This is a genomic window from Bacillus sp. FSL W8-0116 (assembly GCF_038003825.1).
GTDB lineage: Bacteria > Bacillota > Bacilli > Bacillales > DSM-4216 > Bacillus_O > Bacillus_O smithii.
This window is the reverse complement of the sequence record NZ_JBBOPY010000001.1, coordinates 3221094-3242277: the sequence shown is the minus strand read 5'-3', so window position 1 is coordinate 3242277 and position 21184 is coordinate 3221094. Positions and strand designations below refer to the sequence as shown.

At 40.8% G+C, this 21184-nt stretch carries 19 protein-coding genes and 2 riboswitches; of the genes, 4 read left to right on the top strand and 15 right to left on the bottom strand.

Annotated elements, in window-relative coordinates:
- Positions 1-24 precede the first annotated feature (24 nt).
- The 3 genes from thiD to ku form a co-directional block, all read right to left on the bottom strand.
- Positions 25-825 (bottom strand): bifunctional hydroxymethylpyrimidine kinase/phosphomethylpyrimidine kinase, encoded by an 801-nt coding sequence (thiD, locus tag N1I86_RS15530; RefSeq protein ID WP_341097077.1) that lies wholly within the window; start codon positions 823-825, stop codon positions 25-27.
- 116 nt (positions 826-941) lie between these two features.
- Positions 942-1056: riboswitch (TPP riboswitch) on the bottom strand.
- Positions 1057-1146: 90 nt separating this feature from the next.
- Positions 1147-1833 carry a phosphatase PAP2 family protein gene (locus N1I86_RS15525; RefSeq protein WP_327824205.1) on the bottom strand — a complete coding sequence of 229 codons (687 nt, stop codon included), beginning with the start codon at positions 1831-1833 and terminating at the stop codon, positions 1147-1149.
- A 30-nt stretch (positions 1834-1863) separates the two neighbouring features.
- Positions 1864-2688, bottom strand: coding sequence for a non-homologous end joining protein Ku (gene ku / locus N1I86_RS15520; protein ID WP_003354978.1), 825 nt, complete (start codon positions 2686-2688; stop codon positions 1864-1866).
- A 126-nt stretch (positions 2689-2814) separates the two neighbouring features.
- On the opposite strand from ku, the gene N1I86_RS15515 reads away from it, so the two are divergent.
- A complete protein-coding gene (locus N1I86_RS15515; protein ID WP_341097075.1) occupies positions 2815-4638 on the top strand; it encodes a DNA ligase D in 1824 nt (607 codons plus the stop codon).
- A gap of 417 nt (positions 4639-5055) precedes the next feature.
- On the opposite strand, the gene dapF is transcribed toward N1I86_RS15515, so the two are convergent.
- From dapF to ribD, 5 genes are all read right to left on the bottom strand, one after another.
- Entirely contained in the window at positions 5056-6051 is a 996-nt protein-coding gene (gene dapF / locus N1I86_RS15510; RefSeq protein WP_341097073.1) for a diaminopimelate epimerase, read from the bottom strand.
- Positions 6052-6204: 153 nt separating this feature from the next.
- A complete protein-coding gene (ribH, locus tag N1I86_RS15505; RefSeq protein ID WP_341097071.1) occupies positions 6205-6675 on the bottom strand; it encodes a 6,7-dimethyl-8-ribityllumazine synthase in 471 nt (156 codons plus the stop codon).
- Between the two features lie 37 nt (positions 6676-6712).
- Positions 6713-7906, bottom strand: a complete 1194-nt coding sequence (locus N1I86_RS15500; RefSeq protein ID WP_048623501.1) for a bifunctional 3,4-dihydroxy-2-butanone-4-phosphate synthase/GTP cyclohydrolase II — start codon at positions 7904-7906, stop codon at positions 6713-6715.
- A gap of 17 nt (positions 7907-7923) precedes the next feature.
- Entirely contained in the window at positions 7924-8574 is a 651-nt protein-coding gene (locus tag N1I86_RS15495; RefSeq protein WP_048623502.1) for a riboflavin synthase, read from the bottom strand.
- 47 nt (positions 8575-8621) lie between these two features.
- Positions 8622-9707 carry a bifunctional diaminohydroxyphosphoribosylaminopyrimidine deaminase/5-amino-6-(5-phosphoribosylamino)uracil reductase RibD gene (gene ribD / locus N1I86_RS15490; RefSeq protein ID WP_327797307.1) on the bottom strand — a complete coding sequence of 362 codons (1086 nt, stop codon included), beginning with the start codon at positions 9705-9707 and terminating at the stop codon, positions 8622-8624.
- Positions 9708-9903: 196 nt separating this feature from the next.
- A riboswitch (FMN riboswitch) is annotated at positions 9904-10049 on the bottom strand.
- Between the two features lie 549 nt (positions 10050-10598).
- Between ribD and N1I86_RS15485 the strand changes: the two genes are divergently transcribed.
- The 3 genes from N1I86_RS15485 to N1I86_RS15475 all read left to right on the top strand — a co-directional run bounded on the left by N1I86_RS15485 (position 10599) and on the right by N1I86_RS15475 (position 14186).
- Positions 10599-11195 (top strand): DedA family protein, encoded by a 597-nt coding sequence (locus N1I86_RS15485; RefSeq protein WP_270583521.1) that lies wholly within the window; start codon positions 10599-10601, stop codon positions 11193-11195.
- Positions 11196-11960: 765 nt separating this feature from the next.
- Positions 11961-12518: a GNAT family N-acetyltransferase gene (locus tag N1I86_RS15480; RefSeq protein WP_003354969.1), complete on the top strand. Its 558-nt coding sequence runs from the start codon at positions 11961-11963 to the stop codon at positions 12516-12518.
- Between the two features lie 291 nt (positions 12519-12809).
- On the top strand, positions 12810-14186 hold the full coding sequence (locus tag N1I86_RS15475) for an MATE family efflux transporter (protein ID WP_341097065.1): 1377 nt from the start codon (positions 12810-12812) through the stop codon (positions 14184-14186).
- A gap of 66 nt (positions 14187-14252) precedes the next feature.
- Here the strand turns inward: N1I86_RS15475 and N1I86_RS15470 are convergent, their stop codons facing one another.
- From N1I86_RS15470 to deoD, 7 genes are all read right to left on the bottom strand, one after another.
- On the bottom strand, positions 14253-15026 hold the full coding sequence (locus N1I86_RS15470; RefSeq protein WP_327797310.1) for an SDR family oxidoreductase: 774 nt from the start codon (positions 15024-15026) through the stop codon (positions 14253-14255).
- A gap of 203 nt (positions 15027-15229) precedes the next feature.
- Positions 15230-15946: a CAP domain-containing protein gene (locus N1I86_RS15465; protein WP_341097063.1), complete on the bottom strand. Its 717-nt coding sequence runs from the start codon at positions 15944-15946 to the stop codon at positions 15230-15232.
- 315 nt (positions 15947-16261) lie between these two features.
- On the bottom strand, positions 16262-16525 hold the full coding sequence (locus N1I86_RS15460) for a hypothetical protein (RefSeq protein ID WP_340404448.1): 264 nt from the start codon (positions 16523-16525) through the stop codon (positions 16262-16264).
- A 170-nt stretch (positions 16526-16695) separates the two neighbouring features.
- Positions 16696-17139 (bottom strand): MarR family winged helix-turn-helix transcriptional regulator, encoded by a 444-nt coding sequence (locus tag N1I86_RS15455; RefSeq protein ID WP_327797312.1) that lies wholly within the window; start codon positions 17137-17139, stop codon positions 16696-16698.
- A 295-nt stretch (positions 17140-17434) separates the two neighbouring features.
- Complete coding sequence (locus N1I86_RS15450) at positions 17435-18916, bottom strand: lmo1851 family serine protease (RefSeq protein ID WP_341097060.1); 1482 nt, start codon at positions 18914-18916, stop codon at positions 17435-17437.
- 454 nt (positions 18917-19370) lie between these two features.
- Entirely contained in the window at positions 19371-20141 is a 771-nt protein-coding gene (locus tag N1I86_RS15445) for a M15 family metallopeptidase (RefSeq protein WP_048623509.1), read from the bottom strand.
- A gap of 131 nt (positions 20142-20272) precedes the next feature.
- The gene (gene deoD / locus N1I86_RS15440; RefSeq protein ID WP_048623510.1) at positions 20273-20977 is read right to left on the bottom strand and encodes a purine-nucleoside phosphorylase; all 705 of its coding nucleotides are present in this window, start codon (positions 20975-20977) and stop codon (positions 20273-20275) included.
- Positions 20978-21184 lie beyond the last annotated feature (207 nt).

The following is a 21184-nucleotide window of genomic DNA, read 5'->3' as shown; positions in this document are numbered from 1 at the left end:
CCATCACTTCTCCTCTGCAGAGTTCTATAATAATCCAGCTTTTTGATATAAATCATAAAAATGGTGGGTTGGTCCGTGCCCCCCGCCTATTTCCAGGCTGTGGCGAATGGCGGTCGTAATATAATCTTTGGCCTTTTCAACTGCCGTAAAAGGCTGTTCACCTCGAGCCAAGAAAGCGCATATCGCAGATGACAATGTACAGCCTGTCCCATGGGTGTTTTTCGTTTGAATCCGTTCTCCTTTTATCCATCGATATTGTTCACCATCATAGAAAAGGTCAGCTGCTTCTCCTTCCAAATGCCCGCCTTTCAACAAAACATACTTTGGACCTTTCTCCAGAATGATTTCAGCCGCTTTCACCATGTCGTCTTGATCCGTAATTTTCATATTCGCCAACACTTCTGCTTCTGGAAGATTGGGTGTGATGATATAGCTGAGCGGGAGCAAATATTGAATTAACGCGGAGACAGCATCGTCTCTTAATAAAGGATGTCCACTTTTGGATATCATCACCGGATCTAATACAATCGGTATATTGCGAACCTCTTTCAGGCATTTAGAGACGGTTTTGATAATCTCCTCTGTAGACAACATCCCAATTTTGATCCCATCTACCGGCAAATCATCCAAAACCGCTTCTATTTGATCTTGAATCACTTCTACATCTATATTTTGAACCGATCGAACTTCCTTCGTATTTTGTGCCGTCACAGCCGTAATGACCGACATGCCGTATACTCCAAGTGCGGAAAACGTTTTAAGATCGGCTTGAATTCCTGCTCCTCCACCTGAATCAGAGCCGGCAATGGTTAATGCAGTTTTCAATTTGAACGCCTCCAGTACATTCACAATCGTTTTTACAAGCCAGCAAAAAACCCCAGCGCAAAACACTGGGGTCCGGGTCTTATTTTTCAAATAACGAAAACAACATCAATAAGTTTTCGTCAAAAGAAACACTTCCCTACGCTGGCATCACCCAGATCAGGTTTAAAGGGTTAAAGGCTTTACGGGCCTTACTCTCAGCCAAACCAATTTTTGGCTCCCCCAGTGTAAATGAAAATATATTCAATTCTATCATCACTATATCATATTATCTAGCAAAATGTAAGATTAGCTTTCACTTTCCAATCATGCCCCACCTTTCCATTACTCACGATCCGAAGGCCTTTTATGAAATTTTTTCTTTACGATAAATTCTACTAAATGAAAAATAAACAAAGAAAAGATCAGCCAAATGGCAGCGGCTGCATATCCTCCAATTACATCGCTAGGATAATGGACGCCTAAATAAATTCTGCTTAGTCCGACCAGCAGAATAAACAAGGAGGCCATAACCGCTCCAAACCGTTTCGCAGGTCTATGCTCCAAAAGTTCAAACAGCAAAAAAGCAAGCGCCCCGTACATCACAAAAGAAGCCATGGAATGGCCGCTTGGGAAGCTAAATCCTTTTTCATGAATCAACGGCTGAATATCTGGTCGTTTTCTTTCAAATATTTGTTTTAATAAATGGTTAAATGCAGTCCCTAATGAAACGGTTAGAGCGAAAAACAAAGCGTAAAGCCTTTCTTTTTTCAGCCATAACAACAAGCTGACCACGATAACGCATGTTGTAATCCATTTGGCCGATCCAAAAAAAGTGATACCTTTCATAAAAGCCGTTAAATCAGGAGAAATCCACGATTGCACAAAGGTGATAATAGCCGTATCAAAATGTTCGATTTTATGTCTTTTCAGTTCGTCCACAATTTCAATAAATGTCCAAACGGAAAAGAGAAACAAAACGGTTATGGCAATAAAATAAGCCGCTGATCGGTTTCTCTCTCTTTGATTCATCTTTACGTTCCCCCATATTTATACGACTAGCTACGCTTTCTTTTTCGCCGCCGCTCTTTTCCGTTTTGGCGTAGCTGTCTTCGGTTTCGTTCGGTCGATCGACGCTTGAAGCGCGGCCATCAAGTCTGTGACATTCCCTCTTGGTTCTTTTGTAGTTGGTGTAACCAAGTCTTCTCCTGTCCGCTTCGATTCAATTAATTCCATCAAACGGTTGCGATACTCGTCTTCATACTTTTCCGGCTCAAATGGAGTTGTCAACTGATCAATCAGTAAAAGAGCGGTATCAAGCTCTTTTTTTGTAATGTTGTCTTTGACCGGAACGTTCGGAACTTCCTCCGCATTTCGAACTTCATCTGGATAGTGGATCGTCTCCATGAGCAATGTATGATTATAAACTCTAATGACGGCCAATTGTTCTTTAGAACGCATCACAATTTTAGCCAGCCCCGCTTTTTCCGATTCCAAAAGGGCTTTTCGAAGCAGCGTATACGCTTTTGCTCCCCCTTCATTGGGAGACATATAATAACTTTTATTAAAATAAATGGGATCTATGTCACTTAGTTGGATGAAATCAATAATTTCAACGGCTTTTTCCTCTGTTTGCTTTTTTAATTCTTCCAGTTCATGATCTTCTAACACGACAAATTTTCCTTTTGCCACTTCATATCCTTTGACAATATCCTCTGGTTTCAATTCCGTTTCACAGACTGGACAAACTTTTTCATATTTGATTGGAGTATGACACACCTTATGCAAAGATCTTAACGAAATATCTTTATCTTCAGTCGCGGCGTGCAATTTAATCGGGATATTCACGAGTCCGAAGCTGATGCTCCCTTTCCAAATTGTATGCATACAAACCCTCTTTTCGTTTTTTATTATTTTTCGCCGCTGTTTAAACGTTATACATTTTAACTTTTGCTATGTATAAAAACAACGGCCGTTCAAAAGATACAAATAGACAAGAAAGGGGCAAACCACATGCAATTCATGATGCCTGAACTAAAAATGACTTTTCCCGAAAAAGGCAACTGGCTTTTTGAAACAAAATATGATGGCTTTCGCGCCCAATTAATATGGACGAAAGAAACCGTTCAGCTTCTCAGTCGTAACGGCCAAAATATTTTGCCCTTATTTCCTGAAATCAAAAATTTTTTGAAGCCGTTTCAAAAAAAGGCTTCTTCATTTTTGCCACTCGTGTTCGATGGAGAATTGGCCGCATTACAATCGGAGGGTAAATCCAATTTTTCTGTCGTGCAAACAAGAGGTCGAATGCGGTCCCCTTCTAAAATAGCGGAAAAAGCATCCTTTTTCCCTTGTACATACCTCGTTTTTGATCTATTGGAAATAAAAGGACAATCCATAAAAAGCCAACCTTTTGAAAAACGGAAAGAACAACTTTATCGAGTATTCGAATCTTTCGGTTGGAGCTTGTCTCCGAAACCTTCTGCCGAATCGAGAATTCAAATGATACCATCATTCCGTGAATTGTCGACCTTAAAAGATTTTGTATCTCTCCATTTTGGAGAAGGAATTGTAGCAAAAAAAGAGCAGTCTATATGGGAAGGAAAAAGGTCCGGAAACTGGATCAAAATCAAAAACTGGAAGAAAGCCCGTTGCTTCGTGACGGCTTTTCATGAAGCGAACGGCTACTATGATATAGCTGTTTACAAGGATAAAAACATTTTTCCTATCGGCCTTTTTCAAGCGGGAATTCCGAAAAAAGAAAAAGAAGCCTTAAATCAAATTATTCGTCAAAATGCTTTTGAAAAAAAAGAAGACGTATATTATATAAAGCCAGGAATTTGTGTAGAATTATTTTATTTAGAGTGGCAAAAAGAGGGCTTGAGAGAACCTTATTTTCATCAATTTTTATTTTCCACCACACCTGAGGAATGTACATGGGAACAATTTCGCCTCGATAGCCTCCATATTCCTGAGCAAGTGGAGATCACCCACCCATTGAAACCCATATGGCCCGCTTGCGGTTATACAAAACTCGATTACCTTTCCTACTTGCGGAAAATGGCTCCAAGAATGCTCCCTTTCTTAAAGGATAGAGCATTAACGGTGATCCGATATCCACATGGAGTAGAGGACGAAGCTTTTTTTCAAAAAAACTGCCCGGACTATGCACCGGATTTTGTCGAAACGAAGAAAATGGACGGAATCGATTATATTGTTTGCAATTCCCTGGAAACACTGATTTGGCTCGGCAATCAATTGGCCATTGAATTTCATGTCCCTTTTCATTCCATCCATTCCCCCTATGTCAGCGAAATTGTTTTTGATCTGGACCCTCCTAGTCCAAAAGAGTTTTCATTGGCCGTTCAGGCTGCAAAAGATATGAAAGAAATTTTTGATCATCTAAACTTGAAAACGTTTGTCAAATTTTCAGGAAATAAAGGTCTGCAAGTATATATACCGCTTCCGGAGGCATTTACATTTGCCGAAACGGGATCGTTTACGGAACTAATTGCCCGCTACCTCGTATCGAAAAAACCGGAAATGTTCACAATCGAACGTTTAAAGAAAAAAAGAGGCAGTCGCTTGTACATCGATTACGTTCAATATCGACAAGGAAAAACAATCATTGCACCTTATTCAGCCAGAGGAAACGAGAAAGGTCTTGTCGCTTGTCCTTTATACTGGGAAGAACTCGATCAATTCACACCAAGCCAATGCACGATCGATTGGGTATTGAAACGAATGGAAACAACTTTATGTCCATTTGCATCCTTTTTCGAAGCCAAAGTCGATCAACCTTTTGCCGAAATTATTAACGCATTGCCTCTGCTGGATTAAAAAAACTGGCTTATACAAAAAGGACAATCCTGAAATTCCAATTGCTGATTAGGAAACGATTGATTTTCATACAAAAAAAGACCTTTTAATCAAGAAAAACCGACCAAATAAAAAAATTATTTTCTCGTCGGATTCCTTCTTTCGGAAACAAACACAGTATTAAGGTGCGCTTACATCATTATGGAAAAGACGATGCTTTTACACTGTGATAATTGGGAATTAAGCGAGCCTCCTGCTAGTAAAAGCTGAGTCAGGTGAGACCTTTTTGCGGGGGTAAGCGAGAAGGCTCATGGATTGCCTGCGGAAAGCGAGTGAATTTCGCATATATCCCACAACGTTCGATAGAAAGCTTACATGAAAAAAGGGTGCCCCCCGAGTCATTTTACTGACTAATGGAGCAGTCCCCTTTACTCTTTTTTATATTTCCACTTTCAAAAACTGAGAGAGATAGTCTTTGGCGTGCTGTTCCAGCTCTTCGTACTGCTGTTGTTCCTCTAATTCGGTTTTATGGATCCATGTAAAAGTTTCCGGTTTCTTGACGTCCAAGTCGATCTCGGCATGATATAAATAAGTGGCATTTCCGATTAAATCCATATAGTAATCGCCGTTGCTTTTTTGATGAACGGCACAACGAACTTTTCCTCCGGGGTTATAGACCTGAATTTCCGATTCCTTCTCATTGTAGCCAAGCAGACATGTGATCAAAGTGGAAGCTGACATGGCAGTGCCGCAAGCATTTGTAAAGCCGACACCCCGTTCAAATGTACGAACATAAATCGTACCTTTTTCCAACGGTTTTACGAAACTGACATTCACCCCATCCGGGAAGAGATCATTTGGTCCGTTCACATATTCAGCAATTTGCTTTTGTTCATTTGTGAAAAGGTGTTCCGTATCCACCACGCTGATTAAGTGCGGATTCGGCACTGCCACGGCAGAAAACATCAATTGATCGGACAATTGAGGGATTTTTTCATTCATCAATTGTTCCTTATCGATGTTCATTGGCAATGCGTCCAATTGAAACAAGACGGGTGAAATTTCCACTGTATAAGTGGGAATGTCGCCAAAAATCGGTTCACTCTTTTGAACATGTAGATCCGCTTTCATCGTCTCAACGACAATGTGATCTTTTCCTAGCCGTTCACATACATAACGCCCTACACAACGCAAACCGTTTCCGCACATAGAAGCTTCCGAACCATCGGCATTAAAAATGCGCATTTTTGCATCTGCTTTCTCGCTTGGGAGGACAAATAAGATGCCGTCCGCACCGATGCCGCTTGAACGGTCGCATAAAGCGATAGCCAAATTTTGACGATCTTTATCTGTAAAGGAATAGTCCAGCTCCTCTTCGTCTATCAACAGAAAATCATTGCCGGATCCATGGCATTTCGTAAATTTCAACTTCACTCCGAACCCCTCCGTCTTCTAGGTTAATAAAATTATCATATTACAAACAATCAAGAAGGGCAATTGAGAATTTCGGCGAAGAAACTTGTTTGGAGCTGGCTTTTTCATGTGAAAAAGAAGTGGCTTCTTCGCCGCTTGCATACACTTGATCAGTTATAGATTTAATTGTTTCAACAGATTAGCCATTTCAATGGCGCTCACAGCTGCTTCTGCACCCTTGTTTCCTGCTTTCGTTCCTGCTCTTTCAATGGCTTGTTCGATGGTTTCAGTGGTTAAGATGCCAAAAATAACCGGAACTTCTGTTTGCAAACTTGCCTGTGCTACTCCTTTCGTCGCTTCACTGCTTACATAATCAAAGTGAGCAGTAGCCCCGCGAATGACGGTACCTAAAGCAATAACGGCGTCATAACGACCGGATTCCGCCATTTTTTTGGCGATTAATGGGATTTCAAATGCTCCAGGCACCCACGCAACCTCAATATCATCTCGATTTACACCATGGCGTACAAGAGCATCTTCAGCTCCGCTTACTAACTTACTTGTTATAAATTCATTAAAACGAGATACGACGATTCCGATTTTTAATCCAGTTCCTACTAAATTTCCTTCTAATACTTTTGCCATAACAGTTCCTCCTCTTTATTTATCTGTATCACAACGATTATATATGAAGCAGGTGGCCCATTTTTTCCATTTTTGTCCGCAAATACGCTTCGTTTTCTTTCTTCGGCGGCATTTCAATCGGCACCCGCTCGACTATTTCCAATCCATAGCCTTTTAATCCCGCAATTTTCTTCGGATTATTCGTCATTAGACGCATTTTCGTCACACCTAAATCTCGTAAAATTTGCGCTCCGATCCCGTAATCGCGCAAATCAGCCGGAAATCCCAATTTATGGTTTGCCTCTACTGTGTCAAAACCTTGTTCTTGAAGCTTGTAGGCTTTCAATTTATTGAGAAGGCCAATTCCTCTTCCTTCCTGTCTCATATACAAAAGGACGCCTCGACCTTCTTTTTCAATTTGTTCAAGGGCAGCGGCAAGCTGGGGACCGCAATCGCAGCGATAAGAACCGAATACATCGCCCGTTAAACATTCAGAATGAACTCTCACAAGTACGGGCTCTCCGTTGTCGATATCTCCTTTTACGAGCGCCACATGTTCTTTCCCTGTGAGCACTTCCGAATAGCCGACGGCTCGGAAATGGCCAAAATGCGTTGGGAGCTCGATTTCCACTTCTCTTTTAATCAGTTTTTCTTGTTTGCGCCGATATTCAATCAAATCTTGTATCGTAATCATCTTTAAAGAAAATCGTTCAGCGATTTCTTTTAACTGCGGCACTCTTGCCATCGTGCCATCTTCATTCATTATCTCGCAGATGACTCCAACGGGTTTCGCCCCTGCCAATTTTGCCAAATCTACAGCGGCTTCCGTATGGCCAGCCCGTTTTAAGACACCGCCTTCTTTTGCAATCAACGGAAAGATGTGGCCGGGTTTTTTAAAATCATATTGTGTCGTGTCATCGTTCACAATCTCCTGAACGGTTTTGGCACGTTCAAATGCGCTGATTCCTGTTCGGGTGCTGATATGATCGATGCTGACGGTAAACGCCGTTCCGAGCGAATCCGTGTTTTGATTGGTCATCATTTTCAGCTCAAGCTGGCGAGCTTTTTCTTCCGAAATCGGAACGCAAATCAGGCCCCGGCCTTCTTTTGCCATAAAATTAATCATTTCCGGCGTTGCTTTTTCCCCTAATCCAATAAAATCGCCTTCGTTTTCTCGATCTTCATCGTCCACGACAATGATTACCTTTCCTGCCTTTAAATCCTCCACAGCTTCTTCAATGGAAGCGAACATACTCAATCACCCTTTCTTTAATCGGCGAAGCCGTTTTCTTTCAAAAAATCCAGAGAAATTCTAGATTCTGATGAACGCGATCCCATGCTCATCAAATGATCCACATACTTGGCTAACATATCGCATTCTATATTCACGAGATCCCCTACTTTTTTGGACGCTAAAATCGTCTCTTCTTGTGTATGGGGAATGAGAGAGATGGTCAATAATCCATTCCCTGTGCGAAAAATGGTGAGTGAGGTGCCGTCTATCGCAACCGATCCTTTCTTCATAAAATAGCGCGAAAGCTCCGGCGGCGCTGAAATGGTCATATACAGGGCATTATCGACCGGCTGTATTGAAACAATCGTTCCCACACCGTCCACATGTCCGCTGACAAAATGTCCGCCAAATCTCCCGTTTGCCGGCATGGCTCTCTCCAGATTCACCTTGCTGCCGGGAACAAGCTGTCGAAGCGAAGTATCGCGGAATGTCTCCGGCATCACATCAGCCGAAAACGTTGTATCGCTGAATGATGTTACGGTTAAACAAACTCCATTCACCGAAATGCTGTCGCCAAGATGTACGTCCTCTACAATCTTCTCTGCTCGAATCAATAGCTCCAAAGACTGACTCCCTTTTAAAACTTGTTCAACAACGCCTATTTCCTCTACGATCCCTGTAAACACTTACGTCCCTCCTTTTGAACCATAATGGAATTTCGTTCAAACCTTTTCTATTCTTTGACCGATGCGGTTATTTTCACATCCGGGCCTACCATTTCTACTTTCTCAAAAGTTAACGGAAGGGAATCCGCTATCTTTTCTACTCCTTTTCCAGAAAACGATGTAAGAGCTTCTCTACCGCCAATCAATTTTGGGGCCATGTATAAAATCAATCGCTGAAAAGCCTTTTCTTGAAGAAAAGATCCATTGACCTCTGAACCGCCTTCAACCAGAAGCGTCATGATTCCGCGTCTGCCCAGCTCCTGAAGCAATTCGGCAATAGAAACATCTTGGCTTTTTTGCCTTATGACCGTAACACCTAAACGGATTAGATCAAGTTCTTTTTTCTCGGAAGCATTACAGCCACAAACCACTATCGTTTCGCTGTCTTTATTGGTTATAACATTTGCATCATTTGGAATACGCAAGTGGGTGTCTAAAATGACGCGTATAGGATTCTTTTCACCTTGGGGCAATCGAACGGTAAGGAGGGGATTGTCATGAAGAACGGTATGGATGCCGACAAGGATAGCATCATGATTTTTTCTAAGAAGATGAACATCCTGGCGGGATTGCTCGCTTGTGATCCATTTGCTGTCGTGAGCAGCAGTTGCAATCTTCCCATCTGCCGTGACGGCTGTTTTAATAGTGACAAACGGGGTTTTGGTTTGAATAAAATGGAAAAATGGCCTATATAACTGTTTGGCTTCCTGACCGCAAATGCCTGTTTCTACTTCAATTCCGGCATCTTTTAGCTTTTGAATCCCTTTTCCTGCTACGAGCGGGTTTGGATCCAGAGTAGCGACAAAAACCCTTTTTACACGCTTTTCAATTAAATAATCTGCGCACGGGGGCGTTTTGCCGTAGTGGGAGCAAGGCTCCAAAGTTACGTACACATCGGCGCCTTCAGCTTCGGATCCTGCCATATCCAAGGCGATCCGTTCAGCATGGCGTTCGCCGGCTTTTAAATGAGCGCCCATTCCGATGATTCGACCTTCTTTCACAACCACGCTGCCTACAGGAGGATTGGGGGATGTCTGGCCATTTACACTCTCCGCCAATTTCAACGCGAATTTCATATAGTCTTCTTTCAGCATTTTGGGAGCAACCCTCCTCATATTACAGAATAGCCGTCTATTTGCTTGTCAAAAAGAAGCGAGCAGAATAATGATTCTACCTTGTCCAACATGAATTTTATGAAGTAAGGAATTTCCAATTGAAAAGCCCCGCAAAAATGCGGGGCCTTTTAAATTCATTGCGAAATAAGCGTTAAAATACTCCTTTTTTTAACGCTTCCTCCTTCTCCCATCCAGACTTTCACTGTCGGCTTTGGAATTTCACCAAATCCACCGTACACCGAAAAGGCGCACGGGTCACGGGCTTTGAACATCATGTTCATCACCGCCGGTCGGGAATTTCACCCTGCCCCGAAGGAAAATATGAAATTTTTCTCCTTGCTCATATCCTACTTAATCAAAAGGCGTTTCGGCCATGATAATGTATAAACATTCCATGTACTTTTGATTTTGATAAAAATTTTATCATTCTCCAAGTATAATTGCAAGCAACTTGAATGAACGTTGATGGCTATCACAGCTTTATCCAACGATCAAGTCCGTTTTTTCTTTATCCGTCCGTCTGCCTCGATTGCTTCATTCCGATTGATAGCTCCATTGCTCATCGTTCGGATGGACAAATGACGAACTGGAATCTTTTTTAGCGTTCCCTCCATCGTTTCCTTTATGTATGCAAGTTGCCCCGTTCGAATGGGGCTTTGTTCGTAAACAAGCTTTTTTAAGAGCGCAGAAAAATGAGGAAAAACTACTATTGATTAAAACCATTCCAACGGTTAGCGGTTGGAATATTGTAATCATAATCAAACTGTTTCCGTCTTTTTTCGCCTTTTTTATTTTTTACTATTATGATTGAATGGTAAGTATTATAATTTATTGTGGCAGTATATGAAAGTTTTACAGAGGAGAGAAAGAATGGAACAGTTTACTCATCAGCTCATTACTTTTTTAGGTAATCTTGGCTACTTTGGAATCGCTCTAGCATTGATGATCGAAATTATTCCAAGCGAAATTGTTTTAAGCTATGGAGGATTTTTAGTCTCCCAAGGAAAATTGTCGTTTGTTGGTGCCTTCATAGCAGGTGTAATCGGCGGGACGATTGCCCAAATTTTTCTATACTGGTTAGGTAAATATGCAGGAAGACCATTTTTTCAAAAATACGGAAAATATTTATTCATCAAAGAATCTCATATAGATGCTTCGGAACGATGGTTTAACAAATACGGGCCTTTCGTGATTTTCACAGCTCGATTTATACCCGTAGTGCGTCATGCCATCTCTTTGCCGGCCGGATTTTCCAAAATGTCATTGCGATTATTTTTGCTTTACACATTAGCTGCCATGATACCGTGGACTATATTGTTCATGCTTTTAGGAATGCAGCTTGGCACCCACTGGGAAGCAGTGAAATCCGTTGCCGGAAAATATGTGACCCCGATTGCGATTTTGGCCGTAATCAGTTTGGTCCTCTATTTTGGATGGAAAATTTTCAAACAGAAAAAACGTTCATAAAAGCCTTTATTCAAACGGCAGTCGCAACGAAAAAAGAGAAAGTGAGATTCAACTTTTCATACTTTTGCAAGTACGAAAATCAATTAGCTTCGCGTTGCTGTGCCCCCGGAATCATTCGTTGTTCTCCGCTGAAATACCCGGGGGCGCTTTTTATGGAAGGTTTTTTAATAAAATTTATTCACCCGTATCAATACGAATTCGTTCCGGTTATGGAACGACCGGCCAGTTTTAGGTGACAGGCTAATACAGGAGTAGAGAAACACTATTTAAAACCGTCATGTCGATATTCTTTCGCTGCCCCCATTATAGCTTGCTCTTTAGATAAAAATTCATGATTTCCAAGTGTTCATTTCTTGCCTTGCACCCCTATGTTCTTGTATGATCAAAACCATAAAAAGAACGAACGAAAGACTGAAAACAATAAAAATTTATAAAATGGACATAAAAACTTAACAAAATGACTATTTTCAAATACAATTTATTTTTGTAATATACAATCAGCTTGCTGATGTCATTCCGGACACATGCCGTTTATGCTTTTGTGAACGGAAGATAAAGCCAGTTTCAACGAATAGGCCATATCATGAGAGATGATTTCTCATTTCAAAAAGCAAGTTTTAGGGAAGGCAAATGGTGCGCCACCAGTCTTGACTGGTTCTAGTGGGTTCGATTCCCACCCCGAAATTTTTTATGAAGTTTATGAAAAATTTCGAGGGTGGAAGAATCGATTTTCCTGACTTCTGCCCTCTTGAGGAGGGATTTTACTTGTTAAAGAAAAGAGACCTGCAGGAAGCCCCATTACTTTTTGAATTGATGAAGCATCCAGATGTCTTCCCGTTTGTTCGCCATAAAGCTTATTCACAAGAAGAGTTTTTATTTTTAACCAAACAAATGATGGAAGCAGAGGAGCGCGGCGAACTCATATCCAGAACAATTCTTGACGAATGGGGAAACCCCATTGGTACGATCAATTTATATGATATTGAAAACCACTCCGGGTTTTTAGGCACATGGCTCGGAAAGCCATATCACGGAAAAGGATATAATCGTTTAGCAAAAGATGCTTTCTTTCAAGAATTGTTTTATCAGCTAGGAATTGAAACCATTTATATGAGAATTCGCAAGCAAAATATCCGTTCCCTGAAAGCCGCCGAAAAATTGCCGTATGCGCTGAAAGCAAATGAAACTCGTCCTCATCTGTATCAATCCATCAATAAAGAAGCACCCGTCTATGATTTATTTGAAATTACAAAAGACCTTTACACTTTGCATTTGTTGCGGCAACAATCCCATGATGATAATGAGGAAGCGATGAAAGCCTAAAGAATGCGGGCGGGGATATTCCCGGCCGCATTCTTTGTCTCATAAAAGATGAGTTTTTTCATCATATTGAATAGACTATTATGGACGCCAACACGTCAAAAAACAGTCTACTTTGAGAAATAATAGACTGTTAGAATACCTATAGAATGATTAATTCATAGATTTTCTCTTTTAAAATGTTCGGAACTAGTACATTTTCTAAGCTGTCATAAGCGCTTTATTTCATATAATCGTATTGTACAGTTCTTGCATCAAAATCGGGAAAATCGTTGGAGTTGGAGGAATGCAGCAATGAAAGAGACGTACAGCCTCAAAGAAAAATATAAACAATTTTTGATGATCTTAATCCCTATTTTTGTGACGCAAATCGGCATTTATTCGATGAACTTTTTTGATACGATGATGTCAGGCCGCTATTCTTCCAGCGATCTTGCAGGAGTCGCAATAGGGTCCTCGATATGGGTTCCAATATACACTGGACTAGGTGGAATTTTATTATCGATTACCCCGATTACCGCCCAATTTTTGGGGGCCAAAAACGCGAAAGAAGTTACTTTTACCATCATTCAAGGAGTTTACATAGCCATCGCCTTAGGCATATCCATCATCATCGTCGGCAGTTTTGCCCTTGATCCTATACTAAATGGAATGAATTTAGAGAGCCGGGTACGGATGGTAGCAGAAAAATATTTGATCGCCCTTTCTTTCGGAATCATTCCGCTCTTTGTTTACAATGTACTCCGCAGTTTTATCGATTCTCTAGGGAAAACAAAGGTTTCCATGGTGATTACGCTGCTTGCGCTGCCCATTAATGTGTTTTTTAACTATCTCTTTATCTACGGAAAAGGAGGCTTTCCCGCCTTGGGGGGAGTGGGCTCCGGGTACGCAACGGCCGTTACTTATTGGTTGATCACGATCATTGCCGCGGTCATCATCCATAAACGGCCGCCTTTTTCCACGTACAATGTTTTTCGTCGACTCCCAAGCATTTCATTTCCAAAATGGAAAGAGTTTTGTAAAATTGGGTTGCCTATTGGGTTATCCATTTTTTTCGAAACCAGTATTTTTTCTGCCGTCACGCTGATGATGAGTGAATACAGTTCTGTCACCATTGCAGCTCACCAGGCTGCCAATAATTTTGCATCGTTGTTGTATATGGTCCCACTGAGCATCTCTATGACGCTTACAATCGTAGTAGGATTTGAAGTTGGAGCCGATCGCTTCCATGATGCGGAGCAGTACAGCCGTCTTGGAATTTTTACTGCTGTAACTCTATCGATTATATCCGGTGTGACGTTGTTTATCTTTCGGGATAAAATTGCATTGCTGTATTCACATGAGCCAGCGGTCATTCAACAAACTACTCAGTTTCTAGCTTTTGCAGCATTCTTTCAGCTTTCAGACGCCATTCAAGCTCCGGTGCAAGGCGCATTGCGCGGATATAAAGATGTCAATCTTAGTTTTATCATGGCACTCGTTTCTTACTGGATTATTGGCCTCCCATTAGGGTTCCTGCTGGCAAAGACAACGGACCTTCAAGCTTTTGGCTACTGGATCGGGTTAATTACAGGGCTTGCATTTGGCGCTGTCACCTTGTTCACACGTCTTGTTTATGTGCAAAAGAAAATCTATTCTCCACAAGCAAAATGGCAAAGAAGCAGATCCTGACTCGGTCTGCGTCTTTGCCATTTTCTTTGAAACGATATTCCCGTTGTACGTTCCTTTCTTGGTCTTCTACTCATAAAATACTTTTCCCAATACGTCTTTTCCTCCCGTTACAGGAATGATCGCACCTGTTATAAAATCAGACTGCTCTGAACATAAAAAAGCGACCATCCTCGCTATATCCTCCCCCGTGCCTGGACGACCAACAGGAACTGTATCATCCTTTACGCCCATTGCCTCATGAATCTCTTTTTCTTTCCAATCGCCCGTAATATCTCCCGGACAAATCATATTGGCCGTTATGCCGTTTTCCGCTTCTTCCAGAGCAATCGTTCGTGTCAGAGAAGCAAGCCCTGTTTTCGAAGCGGCAAACGCCGAGCGATAAATCCAACCAGGCGCGGTCTCTATCCTATCGAAGCCAAATGTGATGATCCTCCCCCAATGTTTCTTTCTCATTCCAGGAAGAGTCAGCTTAGATAAGTAAAACGCGCTGTTCAAATTTCCATTCACTATGTATTGCCATTCACTATCATCATATTCTTCCATCTTTTTTCGCTTTTTGATAAAAGGACCGGCGTTATGGATCAAAACATCTACACTGCCAAACTGCTCTTCCGTTCGTGCCACAATCTGACGGCAATCTTCCGGCTTTGTAATATCACCGCTGACAACAATCGTTGATACGCCAAACTTCTCCTGTAATTCATTAGCCAATTGTTCAGCTTCATGCCGGCTGGAACAATAATTGATAGTCATATTAAAGCCTGCCTGCGCCAAAGCGTAGGCCGTACGTTTTCCAATTCCTTTAGCCGCTCCCGTAATCAATGCAGTTTTTTTGTTCATTCCTTCCCCTCGCCCCAATATATCATTTTCTTCTCTCATCATTATAGTAAGCGGAGAAAAAAAATTATGCAAATTTAATCCTATTTTCTTAGAACTGGGGTTGATAATAAGAAAAAAGGAAGGTCCGGAAATCATTTAAATGAATGATTTCCGGACCCTCTCTTTCACTTTTTGACGATTCTTCCAAACCTCTCTTCAAGAATTTATTTTTTAATAAATTCTTGCGTCCAAATATTTCCGTTTTCTACATACCCAACTCCGATATGAGTGTAGTCTTTATTTAAGATATTCGCACGATGACCTTCACTGTTCATCCAGCCATTGACCACTTCTTCCGGAGTGCGTTGACCTTCTGCAATATTTTCACCTGCGGCTGTAAACTGGATTCCATATTGTTTCATCATATCAAATGGAGATCCATATGTTGGACTCGTATGAGAGAAGTAGTGGTTAACAGCCATGTCATTGGCTTTGTCGCGAGCCATTTTGCTTAAAGTCGGATCTACTTTTAATTGTGGTAAACCATATTTTGCTCTTTCTTTATTCGTCAAATCCACTACTTGTTGTTCGTACGCTTTTAATGAAGATCCTGTTTTGGAAGTAGCAGGAGCCGTTGTATTGTTCTTTTCGGTAGTTGTTTTCGCCGATGGAGTGGATGGAGATGTTTTTTCCGTGACCGTTGTATTCGGCTGAGCTTTGGCAGCTTGTTTCGCAATCGACAGTGCATATTGATATTGCTGATTCATCCAATTATCTAACCAGCTTTTTGAAATCGGAAATTGTTTCACTTCAAATTGACATTCTACGTTATTATTTTTATCACTATTTATCGGAAATGATGCCGCATTTGCCTTTGATGCAAGCGGTGCAGTCAATAACCCAAAGGATACTGCTACTGCCATCAATGATTTTTTGTTCATCTAATCTTCCTCCTTTGATTCTTTCAATCTCTGATCTGGTTACATCATAACATGCGATTTTTGTAATATTTGAGGAAGAAAAAGACAAATTCAAAGAGAAACAAGCCAAAGAAAAATAGCCATCTATTTTCATCCAAAAAGGGGCTGTAAACCTTGAAGATTAAAGTTTGTTAAATAATCCCTTTCATTCTTAAATTGGCCATTCTTTCTTTTAATTAGGATCCGTTTTATTTATTCCCATAAATAAAGGGTTGACAATCTTCCTATTTAAGCCCTTTATTTACTTCCTTTACAAACGTATTGCGATTGTAAAGATTATTTGAACGACTCCATTACATCCGTGTAAAGCCGGATCAGCCGAATTTGATCTTCAGTTTTTAAATCCGAATCGATTACCCTTTTCACAGCTAAAAAATATTTTTCTTCTTTTGTTTTCCTAACGCGAGGGTGACTGAATTCGTCTAATAGTTCACTCTTCATCATTTCTTTCACAGTGGCGGTTGGAGAATTCGAGCCATCTTTCACTTCTCGCTTGTTCCACAAGGATAAAAATATATCCAATAAGTGTGAGTCCTCCACGTTCTCTCCTCCTTTATACGTGCGAAAGTGAATCAAACCTCGTTTTGCTTGATCCATTCAATGTTCTCTCATCGTGTTTATTTATCGAACGGTAGTCGCAACAATTATCGTCCTTTTTTTCTTAGCGAAAATGTCGGTACGAATATTTAAACACATGAGTGATGTATCATTTATTTTTCAGAATCAACGGAGTGATCGCATGGAGTGTTTAATTTTTTTAATAACTGGATAAATGTTTGCAGTTCTTCATTTGTAAAATGGCTGAATTTCTTTTGAAAATATTCAGATTTTAATTCGGCAGCAAATTTCAGCATTTCATTTCCTTTTTCCGTAATCTCCAGTTCAACTCTTCTCCGATCGACTTCGGAACGCTTTCTTGTTATAAAGCCTTTTTCAACTAAAGAATCTGTGATAGCTGTAATATGGCTCGCCGACACTTCAATGGTTTTGGAAATATCCGACGCTTTCAAAGGACCATTCTCGTCAATGACTTTTAAGACGATAAACTCTGTGCTGTTCAAATATTTCCCAGTGTAATTTCTTAATTCGTTTTTGACCATTCGAAAGTTCTTACGCAGTAATTGTTCCAGTTCTACTAGCATTTCTTTTCTCAATATGATCGACCTTCCATTTATCATCCAATAATTTATATTATGAACTATTTAATGATAAATGAAATACGTTTCATCTGTCAATATTCTCAACTTGAATGACAACGAAGCTTCTTCCCTTTCTTTTTTATGGATAGGATGATTCTGCATTTACTATTCCAATGCTCTTTTGATCTTAATTACATGGCACCATTCAGTGATGGGCGGGGCAGGAGCAATCGGATTTCATTTCATTCACATAATGAGACGATCAACTCGAACGAAAAAGAGCGGGAAATTCCCGCTCTTCCATTGAAAATTACTTATTTTTAGTGACAATTTCCACTGCTTTTTTCACCTGGGTATCATGATCTTGAATTTCTTTTCTGATTTGATCCATCAATTTAATGGTCGTTTCTCCCGACACCTTTCCTGTCACTTGCAGCTTCTGATCTCTTTGGAACCGCAAAACAGCGTCTTTTGTTTCACCGTCAAAATAGCCGTCTACTTTTCCCGGGTTATACCCAAGAGCGCTGAGCATTTGCTCCACTGCTTTCACTTCCTTGGAAAGGTCGGATTCTTTCAGTTCTTTATCCGGATCTACAATTGGTAAATTAGCATAACTTGGGAGTTTGACTTCATAATCCGGTTTAATACCCTTTTTATGAATCCACTCTCCTTTTGGCGTCAGCCATTTCGCGGTAGTGAATTTTAGATTAGAACCGTCTTTAAAATCTTCCGTCGTTTGTACCGTTCCTTTGCCAAATGATTTTTCCCCGATCAGCGGAACGCCGGCAGACTCTTTCAACGCTGACGCAAAAATTTCCGAAGCACTTGCGCTTCCTCCATCAATTAATACAGCCACTGGGACATTTACTTTGTCCTTTCCGTCAGCAATAAATTTCTCGCGCTGTCCATTGCGGTCTTCCACTTGCAGCAGGATTTTCCCCTTTGGCACGAACATATTCGACATTTTTATAGCTTGGTCAAGAAGTCCTCCCGGGTTTTGCCGCAAATCAAGCACCAGCGATGTCATGCCTTTTTTCTTCATTTCGGCGATCGCTTGTTTCAACTCTTTATACGTATTTTCTGAAAAACTTGTGATTTGAATTTTGGCAACACCATGATCGAGCATTTCTGGATAAACAGTTTTAATAGGGATCGTATCTCTTACAATGCTCACTTCGATCGGATCTTGCTCACCCGGACGCTGAATCTTCAGCTTAACCTTGGTGCCTTTCTTACCGCGTATCATCATGACAGCTTTTGTCGAACTCATCCCCTGCAAACTTTTACCATTGACGGAAAGTATGCGGTCGTTCGGACGCAATCCAGCTTTCTCGGCAGGGGATCCTTTAATAGGCGAAACAATTACGATGTTTCCATCTTTTTCTTGGATTTCTGCTCCGATTCCTTCAAAAGAGGACTCGATGCTTTCGTGAAACTGTTTTGCTTCGCTTTTAGACATATAGTCAGAATACGGATCACCCAAAGATTGAACCATACCATTAATGGCCCCGTTAATCAGTTTTTCATCATCAACTTTTTCGTAATAATTACTTTTTAATTTATCATACACATCGTAAAGCTTATTAAATTCCGGACGGTTTGCACCACCGACATCGACCGCTTTTTCATCCCCAAATGCCAAAGCAAATGTTGTAATTCCCGCTGTTATAAAAACAATGAAAAAGAGGAGCATAACAAAATGAAATCTCTTCATTTTCACATAATTTGACGAAGATTGCTTTTGCTGCTCCTTTTCTTGCTTTTCATCTTCCACATTTGTCACCACTTTCATTGCTCTCATTCTTCGGATTTATGATTTTTCTGTAACTACTTTATTTTAACAGCTTTTTAAATTTAGGGAAAGATAAAACCTATTTAGAAGCTGACCTTAGTAGGGAACCATTTTCGAATGATTGATCGAATGAATCGGAATTTCAGCATCCTCTCTCCAATTCAAAGCTGCGATGGGAATGATCCCTATCTTTGCATAGCTGCTTAAATCGGAAGCGAAGCCGCGGGATACACGACTGATTGATTGGCGGAAATGCCTTCAAAAAACCCCTCCATCCATTTGGAGAGGTTTTAGGGCGTTGGGGAAATACTTTTCTTTCATTAAATAAAGAAAAATTCTCCTGTATGAAAGGATCATCCGCCTGCCGGTATATTCTTTTACATGAAAATGATTTTTTGCGTACTGTCCTCCTGGGCGTATTTCGACGTCCAAAAAAGGGGGATCGCCCCCCTTTTTACATTTTTCCGTAATTCCGATAAAATTCTTCCAATGTCCAGCCGTTTTCATATATCTTCTTCGCTGCTTCTACTCCCACGTAACGGTAATGCCATGGCTCAAATTGATAGCCGGTAATCGCTTCTTTTCCCTTTGGATAACGGAGAATAAAACCGTATTCGTGTGCATGTTTCGCTAGCCATTGACCCTCTTTTGTGTTTTCAAATGAATCCGTCAAGAGAAAACCGACGCTTTTCCCGGAAATATCGATCGCCAATCCGGTCTGATGCTCGCTTTGTCCGGGTGTTGCGACAGCCTGATTCGCTTTCGCTTTCCCAGAATTGGCCATTTCATTGTTGAATACCGCTACTTGCCGGTTGTAAGAACGGTAGCCAGAAACGGCATATAAATAAACGCCGTCTTTCGCTGCTGCTGCAAACATCTTTTCCAACGCTTCGGCTGCTTCTTTACGCATCAAGCTTTTTTCAATTTTTTCGTCTCCAAATGAAAACTTTACAGCCGGTCTAACGAGATCTTTCGGCGCGTAACCTTCAGGCAAATTGTACTCTTTATTAACCAAAACGAGCACATTTTCCGGATTGGTAATCACCTTTTTCCCGCTGACTTCTTTTATTTGGTTGAAAGTAAATTTCTCAGCTTTCGGAGTTGTAGATTCTCTCGCTTGGTGATTTTTTTCTTGATGATTGGTGCCTTTTGCTTCCTCGCCGCCCGCTTGGCATCCACTGACCAGCAACACGGCAGCGGCCATCGTCAATATCCATTTTTTCATAGTTCCACCTGATTTTTCTGTTTTTCTGCCATTCGCTGATTATCTATCATGTTTCATTCTTATTGTTGAATAGGAAAACGAAAAGAAAAGCTTTTATGGCTTCTCTTTTCCAAATAACCGATTCTTTTTGTTTATTCTTTTACCACGGATTCCAATGCCACTTCAATCATCTCATTAAATGTTGTTTGTCTTTCCTCCGCTGTCGTTGCTTCACCGGTTAACACATGGTCGCTGACTGTCAGAATAGTAAGCGCCTTTCTTCCATACTTTGCCGCAATGGTATAAAGAGCCGCTGTTTCCATTTCAAGAGCTAATACTCCATATTGAGCCCACTTTTCATGTTCAGCGTGGTCATTATAAAATAAATCTTCTGTAAACACACTGCCGACTTTTAGATCTAAACCTTTTTCGACTCCAACATCATAGGCTTTTTTCAACAGCTCCCAATTCGCGGTAGGGGCATAATCAATTCCATTAAATGTTAAACGGTTTATTTGAGAATCAGTGGAAGCAGACATCGCCAATATGACGTCACGAAGTTTTACGTCTTTTTGAATGGCACCGCACGTTCCAACGCGAATTAAGTTTTGCACATTGTAGCTTTCAATTAATTCTGTCACATAAATGGAAATCGAAGGAACTCCCATTCCGGTGCCTTGAACAGAAATCCTTTTGCCTTTGTATGTACCTGTATAACCGAACATGTTCCGAACTTCATTGTAGCAAACCGCATTTTCTAAAAAGTTTTCCGCAATATATTTAGCACGGAGAGGATCGCCTGGAAGCAATACTGTGTCCGCAATTTCATTTTCTTTTGCTCCGATATGTATACTCATATGAATTCCTCCTTTTATCGCTTTCAATCATCCCTATTTTAAGCTTTTTTGCATGTGTCTGCAAATGATTCCATGAGAAAAATTCCTATGAACGGGCATCCTATTGACAAAGCTGCTTGCTTTCATTTAAAGGAAGAATTCAAATATATGCCGCAGGAGGGATATGGACCATGGCAAAAAAACATCGCAGCAGAATAAAAGCGACCA